This is a genomic window from Longimycelium tulufanense (assembly GCF_014645795.1).
Taxonomy (GTDB): Bacteria; Actinomycetota; Actinomycetes; order Mycobacteriales; family Pseudonocardiaceae; genus Longimycelium; species Longimycelium tulufanense.
On sequence record NZ_BMMK01000069.1, the window covers coordinates 1 to 9,228 of the forward strand.

A 9,228-nucleotide genomic window follows, 5' to 3' on the forward strand; every position below is an offset into this window, starting at 1 on the left:
AGATCGTCCACGAGTGGAGATCATCTACCCCACCTCAACGATCTACCAAGTGAGACACGCTCTTAACCACGTGGGACCACTGACCGCAGAGATTGATAAGGAGCCGGGCAGAATCGGGAAACTCATCACGGAGCACTACTGTGATCCCGGGAAGACCAGACTGACTCTATTGATCAGTATGTGGTACTATGGTTGGTCCCGTCCCGCGGGAAGCACGTCACGGTAGCGCACGCGCCGCCGTTGGCTGGTACGAAAGCCATGGGCACGGTTTGCTCCGGCCCTGCCCTCACTGGTCACACCCGGCAGCAGAGGTGACCAGCTTTCCGACGCCGGTACTGCCCACCGGTCGACCTCACCCGCCGACACGGCAACACATCCGAGGTCACAGCGCCGCGCACGGAGGGGACACGGTTGTCCCCAGTACCTGCGCGACCACACTCGGAAGCTCGTTCGCGTGCGCTACCGTGGCCGCACGCCAGGCGACGTGGTGATCGGGCCGCACCAGAACGCAACCACTGTCCTCAACCTCACGAAGCCGAGCCCATTGGCCATAGACGTCACGGAGTTCGGCACGGTTGCCGATGTCGCGAACGGTGATGTCGACTCCGGTCAGCTCGGTCGCCACCCACTCGGAAAGGGTAGCTTCTCGGCGATACCCTGCTCGTAATGAATTCTCAGGCCCGACTCACGCGCGTGTGCGCACGCCACGTCCAGGGAGTTCCCGGAGGGGTCCACTCCGGTCACCTGGCAGCCGGCCCGAGCGAATTCCTCAGCGAACAGGCCACCTCCACAGCCGACGTCGAGTACACGGAGGTTGGTAAGGTTGAGATCGAGACGGCCAGTGAGAATGTTGCTGAAGTAGCCGAACGCACCGGAGTGCACGCGTGCAGGACTGCAAAGGGGTGGTCGTCGTCCCGCCAGCTGTTCGGCTGGTTGTAGACCTCATTATCGACTACCATTGGTTTTCCACCCTCTCGGCATGTTGATCGACTCGGTGCGCGACGTCATTCCGTGCATCCGGTTGCGTTCGAGACGAGGATCCGTGGGCGACAGAGCAAGGGGCTGGTGCGAAGCGGACTGGACCACGAGGTTGCGCTGCGGAGAGCCGGCGGTCTGCTTGGCGAGGTCCAGCAAGGGTTCGAGGGCCATGTGCCGAGCCGTCCACCTGGTCTCGAGTGCTCATCGCGGCTGACGCCATCCGGGTTTGCCTGGACGTCGGCTGAACGTCAGGTTGACGGTCGATCAGCGCGAGCCAGCGGTGTACCGGTACCGCATGGGTGCCCGCCACACCGTGTGGTGGCCGAATTCGACCGGCAAGAACCGTCACGAGAGGCTCCAGGCCATCGGAAGTCCCAATTCCTACGCCTGGGCCACCGTCTCACCCGGCACTTGGCCCGGACTTAGTTCCGACCTGGGCGGTGGGACCAATGCGACTCAGGTGTCTCCTCGATCGTGTGCGCGAACCATGTACGTCAACCGATCCGTCTGCCGCCGCAAGCGCGTCGTGGGATCCGACATCGCTGGTCAGCGACGGGGCCCGAGGCCCGCCGTGATCACTTGACAGACCTCGGACCAAGCCGTACCAAGGTAGAAATGACCACCGGAGAAAATGTGCAGGTCGAGCCCGGCTGCGGTGTGTTCGGCCCAGGCTTCCGCATCCTTGCGTGCAACCCGTGGGTCGGCGTCACCGACGAGGACCGTGATCGGACATCCCACGCTCCGGTCCGGAGGACAACAGTAGGTCTCGACCGCCTTGTAGTCGCTACGGAGAACCGGAAGGATCATGTGACGAACTTCCTCGTCGTCCAGCAATCTCGTGTCCGTGCCACTCAGGTTCCGCAGTTCCGCCACCAGGGCTTCGTCGTCACGTTGGTGAACGTTTTCCTCGACGTACCTTGACGGTGCACGCCTTCCCGAGGCGAACAGACGCACCGGAACCGTGCCCTTGCGGTGCTCCATCCTGTTGGCCACCTCAAAGGCCAACACCGCGCCCATGCTGTGGCCGAACAGCGCTGTCGGGCGATCGAGCCGGGAGGTGAGTGCATCGAACGTCGCGTCCGCCAGTTCGGAAATGTTCTCCAAGCGCCGTTCCGCCCGTCGGTCCTGACGGCCCGGGTACTGCACGGCGAGTACCTCGACCATCGGCGAGAGTGCTCCCGACAGTGGACGGAAGAAGCTTGCCGAGCCACCGGCGTGCGGAAAACACACCAGCTGCAGCCCATCCTCGCCTGACGTGTGATAACGCCGGAACCACAGGCCATCGTCCGCGCTGATACTCCCCACAGGCGTCCCTCCCGTGATGCGGTAGCTGGGAGCCAGCGTGCCGGGCAGGTCTTGTCCTCGTCTGGATTTCTTCTTGTGGGCAGGACACGCCAGCTCGACCACGGCCCGGTGCTGACGATCGCCCACCCGCCGAAAGCTCTCGAGCCCGCGACGCCCTGACGGAACCAAAGCCACCCTATCGGACTTATTCGCTAAGGCGCGTTATGTGGATTGATCTTGACGTGGGAGGGCCTTCGTGACAGATGAACGAAGGTGCTGACGCTTGATCCTCACCACGAAGGCCAGGGCACATGCTGCCGGTTGCCGAATTGTTCGTCCACGTCTGTGCTCATCGATGACGCCATCACCGACGGGGCGATCGTGATCCCCACTCGGCCGGGACCACGTCCGGCCTGCAGCGACGCGGAGGTGCTCACGATCGCCCTGGTGCGACACATCCTCGGCCGGGGCAGCGAGTCTCCGGCTTCCTGGCCGAGGTCGCCCGTGACTGGCCCGACCTGTTTCCCTGTCTGCCGCACCAAAGCGAGTTCAACCGGCGCGTGCTGGCTGTGGGGCGCCTTCGAACACCTGCGCCACCCCCTGATGCAGGCCGTGCTCATGGATGCCTGGCAGCAGATCGACACCTCCGCCCTGCCAGTCACGCACCCCAGCCGGGTGCGCGGCGCACACATCTGGGTCGGTCCGCACGGGCTGGTGGCCCGGTTCGGTCACGACGCTGCTCATGGCGAGTGGTTCTCCGGCTTCCGCCTGGCCATTCGCACTGACCTAGCGGTAGTTTGTTGACAGTGGGTTTGACCTGCAGTAGGCCGAAGATGCAGGAAGTTCCGTGGCCCGTGTGTGGGGATGTGGATCATGACTGTGCGTCGTGTGTGTCCGCCGGCGCCGGGCCGTTGGAGGACTACGCGGTCCGGTTCGATGAGGTGTTTGCGTCGCTGGCGCAGCGGCGAGGGTTTCGGGAGTACCTGAGCGGGTTGTTGGCCCCGCGGGAGCGGAATAAGACGTTGACCTGGCTGGCCGGGGCTGAGCCGGTGGTGGGGGCGCAGCATGCGGCGGTGCAGCGGTTGCAGTTCTTCCTGTCGGAGTCGCGGTGGGACCACGAGCGGGTCGATGATCGGCGTCTGGAGTTGCTGTGCTCGGACCCGGCCACGGCCCCGCACGAGGGCGGGGTGTTGGTGGTGGATGATTCCGGGGACCGTAAAGACGGCACGAAGACGGCGCATGTGGGCAGTCAGTGGCTGGGCCGCCACGGCAAGACCGACCGGGGGATCGTCACCGTGACCACGCTGTGGGCCGATGAGAACCTGTATTACCCGCTGCACGCGGTGCCCTACACCCCGGCGCACCACTTCCCGAAGGGCAAGACCGATCCGGGTTTTCGCACCAAGCTGACGATGGGCGCCGCCCTGGCGTGTCAGGCGCGCACGGCTGGCATCGCCTTCCGGGCGGTGGTGGCCGACTGCGCCTACGGCGACCACGACGGCTTCCGTGGTGAGTGCCGCGGGGCTGCCGTTCGTGATGGCGCCCAAGCCACAACGGGGCACCAGGGCCTACCAGGACGAAGCACACACCCCTGTCGATGCCGCCCGCGCCCTACCGTGGGGTGGGCCACGGCGACCCGGGGCGTGGCGCAAGGTCGTCCGCCGGTACCGGGACGGGCACACCCAGACCTGGTGGGCCGCGGACGCGGTGTTGGGCTGGTGGGGTCCGGACGGGATGACCCGGCTGGTGGTGGCGACCACCGACCCGGCCACCCTGCCGGAGCATTCCACCTGGTATCTGGCCACCGACCTACCCCGCCCCGGTGGGCCCCGGGAGAGTGAGAGTCGGCATCGGGCCGCTGATCTGGCCGAGATCGGAGGATCTACGGTATCCGGAACTGGATCGAGCAGAGCTACAAGCAGGTCAACGACGAGTTGGGCTGGGCCGATTTCCAGGTCCGCTCCGACACGGCGATCCGCCGCCACCAGACCCTGGTCCACTGTGCCTTCTCCTTCTGCTGGGCATCCTGGTTCGCCGATCCCGAGCCGGGAGCGCCACCGTGTCCGCCCGGGCGGCCCGCCGCTGCCCAGCGATCGAACCGCCGACAGTGGCGAGAGAGGGGGAGCTGCCACACGGTCCACACCGGACAGAAGACGGCCGCCGCCCTGCTGGCCTCGCGCGCTGCGTCGGGTCCGCGGCTGGCTGACCCCCGCCAGACTGCTGCAACGCTGCTGGCGAGCGTGGTCGGCCACGCCCCCACCAGTGGAGTTACAGGCGCTTCTCGACGCAGCCGCGAAAGGACAGTCCCTGAACCTGTACCTCCCGCCTTAACAAACTACCGCTAGGGGTTAGGTGCGGGCGGCGACGACGAGCCCACTGGACCACGTCATGAGCGTGACCACCAGGTTGGGTTCGTCGATGATCTCGGCGAGGAACTTCTCCACCCTGGGCTCGTGGTCGTCCGGCCACGTGGGTTCCGGGAGAAGGTCGTCGCCGATGTAGAGGCCACCGGGGTTGAGGTGGCCCAGCAGGTCAGCGCGGCGGCGGAACCTGTCGGGCCGGCAATCGACGAACACCAGATCGACGCCGGGGCCGGTGTAGGTGTCCAGCCAGCTTTCGGCATCGGCGACCACCAGCGACACCCGCGGATCGGCGCCGAGGGTGCCGCGGGCGAGCATCGCGGTCGCCGGATCGGCCTCGACTGTGATGAGGTGCGCGTCGGTGGTCATGCCCGAGAGCAACCACGCAGTACCTACCCCAGTGCCGGTGCCGAGTTCGAGGAGCAGGCCGCCGGGTTTGCTCGCGGCCAGTGTTGCCAGCAGCGCCCCGGTGCGGTCCTTGCAGGACATGGCGAACTCGGCCTCGTGCGCCGCGAACTGGGCGCGGCGCACGAGTTCAGGGATGCGGGTGGGTTCGTCGTTCACGCCGTGCCCTCCGGGGCCTCCACCGTCATCGGCTGCACCCATCCTCGACGTCGATGACCGCCAGCCGCCGACGCCCCAACCCCGCATACGGAGCCAGCCAGACTCCCGAGGAGTCCGGACCACGGCACTCCTGGGTCGCGGTCATGGCCTCCAGCACCTCGCGCTGGCTGGTCAGGTCACGCTGGAAGGACACCCAACCGGCGATTCCACACATTTCACGTCCTTTTCCTCATATAAGCGAGACAAATTTCCTGATCACAACAGCAGAGGTGGTGGTGTGGCCTGACTTTTGCGGCCAATATCCACTCAGAACGTGGCGATGACTTGGAACCAACTCGAAGCAACGGCTAACTGGTTCGGCGTCGTGCGCTCAACCCATGGCGCACGCGATCATTTCCTGGCCAACAGCCGGTCGAACCCTCGTCCGAAAGGTCCTCATCCCGGTCGCACCTCGGCGGCGAAACGCCATGTCAGACGAGATCCTTCGGGCACCGGTTCGACGACGTAATCCTCCACAAGGAAGGGGAAGATCAGCCGTGACGCCTCGACACCCCCGTGAAGGTCTTCCGGTAGCCCTCTCCCAACGGTAGAAGCGTTCTCGGAGAACGAAGCCACCCCACCTCCGCAGGGGGTCGGCAAAGTTATTTGGCCTGGTTGAAGGGCGGGCACGGCCCTCGTTGATCATGTGGTTCCTCTTCCTGGCAGGTCAACCCAGCCAACCTGCCGTCTCCAGGCGATCCACCGCCAACCAGACAGCCCCGCCCAAAGGCAAGTTAAGCAGGGGTCGCGCCGTCGAAGCGCAGCGGCAGGATGTCCGGCCCGCTGACTCCGAGCTCGGGCCGCCAGGTGATCGGGCCGGCGATCTGGGGTGGGCCCAGGCGGGAGGGCAGCACAGTGAGGGCCTCGGCGAGTTCCATGCGAGCCAGCGCCGCGCCCAGGCAGTAGTGCGGGCCACCGCCGAAGGCCAGCGGAGATGCGTCACGCTCGACGGTAATGTCGAAGGTATCGCCGTCGGCGAACACCCGGGGGTCCCGCTGCGCCGAATGCGCGCACAGCCAGACGGGGGTTCCGGCGGGGAAGTGCACGCCTTGGAAGTCGAAGTCCTCGACAGCCGCCTTGGTGGCCACCACTGTCGTCGTGGGGGACCAGCGCAGGACTTCTTCGACCGCTTGGGTGGCCAGCTCGGGCCGCTCCCGCAGCAGCACCCACTGCTCGGGATGCGCGGCGAAGGCCACCATGGCGTGGCTCAGCTGGTGGCTCGTGGTCTGGTAGCCCGCGACCAGCAGGGTCACGACCAGGGTGCGGAGCTCCTCGTCGTCGAGGGCACCGTCCTGTTGTTGGGCGCGGACAAGGTCAGAGAGCAGGTCGCTGCCCGGGTTCACCCTCCGCTGGTGGAACACGGTCTCGAGGTAGCCGTACACTCCCTCCAGGGCCTCCTCTACGCGGGGAAGCAGGCTATGGTCGGCGCTGAGCGCCACCACCAGGTTGATGTCCTTGCACCAGCGGCCAACGGTGTCGTAATCCTGAGACGGGACACCGAGCAGCCGGCACACCACCGCTACCGGCAGCGGATCGGCGAACGCCTCCACAAAGTCATACACCCCCGCGGTGGGCAGCCGCCCGGCCAGATGCTCCACGGTGGCTTGGACGAACGGCTGCAGCTCGTTGATCCTGCGTGGGGTGAACGCGCGGGTCACCAGCCCGCGCAGGCGACGGTGATCCGGACCGTCCAGGCTCTGCATGAAGTCGCGCATAAAGTCGCGCGCCAGCCCGTCTTTGGGCCCGACCAGCTCCACGACGCCTCGGAAGCCCGAGATCAGCCGGGGATCGCGGGACAGTTCCTCGGCCTCGGCGTACCGCAACACCAGCAGCCCCACCGGTGTGCGGGCGATCCAGCACTGCTCCCGCGTCGCGGCGACCTCCTCCGATTCCCAGGTGAACCCTGGCGCGGTGATGTCCAGAAACGGCAGATCCGACAAGGACGATGCGGTGTGGGTGGCAGTCGACATACTCGATCCTTCCCTTCGGGTGCGGGTGCGGCGTGCCCCGCACGGTGGTGGGTGTCGGGTCCCGTACGGGGCGCCGAGTGTGTGCTGTCGTCCCACATTCTGTTCAGACGAACTTGACGCGCTCTTGGAGCCTACTTGGTTCACCTGGGGTGCCCCGCGTCCTCTGGACAGTCGCTTGTGATGATCTCTATAGCGCGTGTGTGTTCAGCTACTCGGCGCGCACTTCGCTGGGCGTTCTGTAGCCGATTTGCTGAATGGAGCCGTTGGCGATTATACGAACTTGGTCTTCAACTCTTGCGGTGTGTGCGGGGGGTGTCCCTATAGGGTTGTCAAGCCGCGTGAGGGGTGCCGGCCGCCCGGTAGAGGGCTTCGTCGCGGAGCATGGCGTAGATGACGTCGCAGCGGCGGCGGGCCAGGCAGATCAACGCGGCGTTGTGTTTCCTTACCTTCGTCGCGTTTTCGCTGGTAGTAGGCGCGGCTGGTGGGGTCTGCGAGGGCGGCGAAGGCGGCGAGGAAGAAGGCGCGTTTGAGTTTGCGGTTGCCGGAGCGGGCGGGGTGTTCGCCGCGGATGCTGGTGCCGGAGCGGGGGCGATGCCGGCGTAGGCCGCGAGGTGGGCGGAGGAGGTGAAGCCGGAGGCGTCGCCGACTTCGAGCAGGATGCGGGCGGCGGTCCTGACCCCGATGCCGGGCATCGACGTCAGGACCCGCGCTGCCGGGGCAAGAGGGTGTGCATCGAGGATCTCCCCCAACCTCATCGGCGACAGTTTTCCGTTGCTGGAGCACGGTTTTCAAGCTATACGCCAATCGTGGCAGTACCGTGTTCGCCGCGGTCGTGCCAGGGACCACCACCGTCTGTTCGGTCAGCGCGGCAAGAATGTTCTCCACCAGGCGTTCGCCCATGCGGGGAGCGTGGGCTGCGGCGATCGAGCGCAGTTTGCGGCGTCCGGCCTTGGTGATGCCGGCTGGTCCACCACAGCGGGACAGGATCTCCAGCACCGCCGGGTGGGTGATCTTGGGTCCCAGGACGCGTTCCAGGGCGGGGTGGATTCCGGTGAGCAGCCCGCGGATACGGTTGGTCAGGCGAGTGGCCTCGGCCGCGAGGTCGTCGTCGAAGCCGACCAGCACCTCCAACTCGGCCAGGGCCTCGTCACCGACATCCACCCGGCACAGCGCATGGGGTAGGGTGCGGGCCGCATCCGCGATCACGAAGGCGTCGCGGGCATCAGTCTTGGCCGTGCCCGGGTAGAGGTCGGCGATACGGCGCATCGCCAGCCCGGGCAGGTAGGCCACGTCATGCCCACAGGACCGGGCCACCGCCACCGGCAGCGCCCCGATCGTGGCCGGCTGGTCCACCACAACCAGCACCCGACCGTGGGCGGCGAGCGTGCCGAACAGTTCCCGCAGCGTGGGTTCGCTGTTGGGCAACGGGGCGTCATACAGCCGTTTCCCCTGGGGGTCCAGGCCGAGGGCGTGGTGGTCACCCCTGCCGACATCCAAGCCCAGGAACACGCCGTACTTACTGGTCACAGGCGGTGTCTTTCGTACTCGTCGGGCTGGTCGCCGATCAGGCATCGGCAGCCGGCAGCCACGCCTGCGACGAGACCTACCCCGCAGGGCGGCCGTGTCCCTATCAGCGAGTCCGCCGATGCCACCCGGCCCGGTGACACCACCCCCCGGATCATGCGTGCGACTGGGGGCATCAGTCATGCCGGACCTGGCGACCAGATCCTCTGAACCAAGGCCACGAAAAAGGTAACCTCGGGGGCGTGGACCTCTTCGTTCGTTGTTTCGTGGTATCTGGTTTGCAGACTGTGTGCACATCGTAGCGTGGGGTGGGCCAGTTGTTGGTGCGGCCAGGCCGTCCCGTAGATCGCGTCCGCTATTGCCAGTGGCCACCCCTGTGATGACTTCTTCCTTACCCGCTTGCCCACCTCCGGTTCTCTGTGCCTACTGCTCCACCACCATGCGGGGGGGGTGTCTCTATGTCGGTTGTCAAGCGGCGGCTGGGGTGTTGTCGGGTTGGTGTGGCTCGG

At 66.3% G+C, this 9,228-nt stretch carries 8 protein-coding genes and 1 pseudogene; 2 read left to right on the forward strand and 7 right to left on the reverse strand.

Annotation, left to right across the window (positions count from 1 at the left end):
- Nucleotides 1–382: 382 nt before the first annotated feature.
- The 3 genes from IEY55_RS30955 to IEY55_RS30965 all read right to left on the reverse strand — a co-directional run bounded on the left by IEY55_RS30955 (nt 383) and on the right by IEY55_RS30965 (nt 2,385).
- Nucleotides 383–625 (reverse strand): aromatic-ring hydroxylase C-terminal domain-containing protein, encoded by a 243-nt coding sequence (locus IEY55_RS30955; protein WP_189062141.1) that lies wholly within the window; start codon nt 623–625, stop codon nt 383–385.
- The gene (locus tag IEY55_RS33180) at nt 610–882 is read right to left on the reverse strand and encodes a methyltransferase domain-containing protein (RefSeq protein ID WP_189062142.1); all 273 of its coding nucleotides are present in this window, start codon (nt 880–882) and stop codon (nt 610–612) included. The genes IEY55_RS30955 and IEY55_RS33180 overlap by 16 nt, the downstream gene beginning before the upstream one ends.
- A 642-nt stretch (nt 883–1,524) precedes the next feature.
- Nucleotides 1,525–2,385, reverse strand: coding sequence for a thioesterase II family protein (locus tag IEY55_RS30965; protein ID WP_229686930.1), 861 nt, complete (start codon nt 2,383–2,385; stop codon nt 1,525–1,527).
- Between the two features lie 381 nt (nt 2,386–2,766).
- On the opposite strand from IEY55_RS30965, the gene IEY55_RS30970 reads away from it, so the two are divergent.
- Nucleotides 2,767–3,066: a hypothetical protein gene (locus tag IEY55_RS30970; protein WP_189062143.1), complete on the forward strand. Its 300-nt coding sequence runs from the start codon at nt 2,767–2,769 to the stop codon at nt 3,064–3,066.
- Between the two features lie 86 nt (nt 3,067–3,152).
- The gene (locus IEY55_RS32410; RefSeq protein WP_229686931.1) at nt 3,153–4,103 is read left to right on the forward strand and encodes an IS701 family transposase; all 951 of its coding nucleotides are present in this window, start codon (nt 3,153–3,155) and stop codon (nt 4,101–4,103) included.
- A 507-nt stretch (nt 4,104–4,610) separates the two neighbouring features.
- On the opposite strand, the gene IEY55_RS30980 is transcribed toward IEY55_RS32410, so the two are convergent.
- From IEY55_RS30980 to IEY55_RS30995, 4 genes and pseudogenes are all read right to left on the reverse strand, one after another.
- On the reverse strand, nt 4,611–5,186 hold the full coding sequence (locus IEY55_RS30980; RefSeq protein ID WP_229686932.1) for an O-methyltransferase: 576 nt from the start codon (nt 5,184–5,186) through the stop codon (nt 4,611–4,613).
- Between the two features lie 25 nt (nt 5,187–5,211).
- Nucleotides 5,212–5,400: a hypothetical protein gene (locus IEY55_RS30985; protein ID WP_189062145.1), complete on the reverse strand. Its 189-nt coding sequence runs from the start codon at nt 5,398–5,400 to the stop codon at nt 5,212–5,214.
- Nucleotides 5,401–5,959: 559 nt separating this feature from the next.
- Nucleotides 5,960–7,195: a cytochrome P450 gene (locus IEY55_RS30990; RefSeq protein WP_189062146.1), complete on the reverse strand. Its 1,236-nt coding sequence runs from the start codon at nt 7,193–7,195 to the stop codon at nt 5,960–5,962.
- 329 nt (nt 7,196–7,524) lie between these two features.
- Nucleotides 7,525–8,722 (reverse strand): annotated as a pseudogene (locus IEY55_RS30995) (IS110 family RNA-guided transposase).
- Between the last annotated feature and the right edge of the window lie 506 nt (nt 8,723–9,228).

What these genes read in the sequence shown, in the direction of transcription:
- IEY55_RS30985 (WP_189062145.1), bottom strand. Translation starts at nt 5,400, where the DNA reads ATGTGTGGAATCGCCGGTTGGGTGTCCTTCCAGCGTGACCTGACCAGC.
- IEY55_RS30990 (WP_189062146.1), bottom strand. Translation starts at nt 7,195, where the DNA reads ATGTCGACTGCCACCCACACCGCATCGTCCTTGTCGGATCTGCCGTTT.